Source organism: Saccharopolyspora terrae, assembly GCF_004348435.1.
Classification (GTDB): Bacteria; Actinomycetota; Actinomycetes; order Mycobacteriales; family Pseudonocardiaceae; genus Saccharopolyspora; species Saccharopolyspora endophytica.
Window position 1 is genome coordinate 1 of the sequence record NZ_SMKS01000152.1, and the last position, 1,016, is coordinate 1,016.

General features: G+C 64.0%; 1 protein-coding gene. It reads left to right on the plus strand.

Translation table 11 applies throughout. The annotated features are described in order from the left end of the window. Positions 1 to 223: 223 nt before the first annotated feature. On the plus strand, positions 224 to 997 hold the full coding sequence (locus E1181_RS31135; RefSeq protein WP_132679976.1) for an IS5 family transposase: 774 nt from the start codon (positions 224 to 226) through the stop codon (positions 995 to 997). The last annotated feature ends 19 nt before the right edge of the window (positions 998 to 1,016 follow it).

A 1,016-nucleotide genomic window follows, 5' to 3' on the forward strand; every position in this document is an offset into this window, starting at 1 on the left:
CCCTGAGAGCCTGTTCCTGAACTTGATCTTGGGTGGTGGGTGGGTGCGGGCATGAGAAGGGACTCCTGGTAGATCGGTTGATGCCTAGTCATCCGCTCTACCGAGGAGTCCCGAGGTGTCATCGTGCCCGAATGCGTCGCTGGTTCATGCGCGGGGTGGGCAATGCTGCCTGCTGGCCACCTCGCATCGCCCTTCACGCAGGTCACGTCGCTATCCCTCGGACATGAGCGAGGCGCAGTGGACGGTCATTGAGCCGCTGCTACCGACGCCAGGATGGCTGGCCGGTCGAGGGGGACGTCGAACCATACACTGCCGCCGCGAGATCGTTGACGCGATCCTGTACGTGGTCGACAACGGCATCAAGTGGCGTGCGCTCCCAGCGGATTTCCCACCATGGTCCACTGTGTACAACCACTTCGCGGCGTGGGAAGCCGTCGGAACCACCCAAGCACTGCTCGACGCTCTGCGTGATCGCGCACGTCTGTCCCAGGGACGCCGTGCTGGACCCAGCGCCGGCAGCATCGACTCCGCCTCGGTCAAAGCCGCCGAGACCGTCAGCGCACAGAGCCGGGGATTCGACGCGGGCAAGAAGATCAACGGCCGTAAACGCCACATCGCCGTGGATACGCTCGGTCTCCTCATCTGCGTGCTCGTGACCGGAGCCGAGGCCCAAGACCGCGTAGCCGCCCGCAACCTCCTGGCTCGCCTGCGCTATCTGTGCCCGACCATCCGGTTGGTCTGGGCCGATTCCGGCTACACCGGCACGCTTATCGACTGGACCAGATCGTTGTTCGGGATCAGCATCGAAATCGTCTCGAAACTCGCAGGTCAGGTCGGTTTCGTCGCCCTGCCACGTCGATGGGTCGTGGAACGCACTCTGGCCTGGATCAACCAGCACCGCCGCTGCGTGCGCGACTACGAACGCCGCCCCGAACACCACGAAGCCATGGTCCGCTGGGCCATGATCCACACCATCAGCAAGCGCCTCACTCGCTAGTTCAGGAACAGGCTCTGAG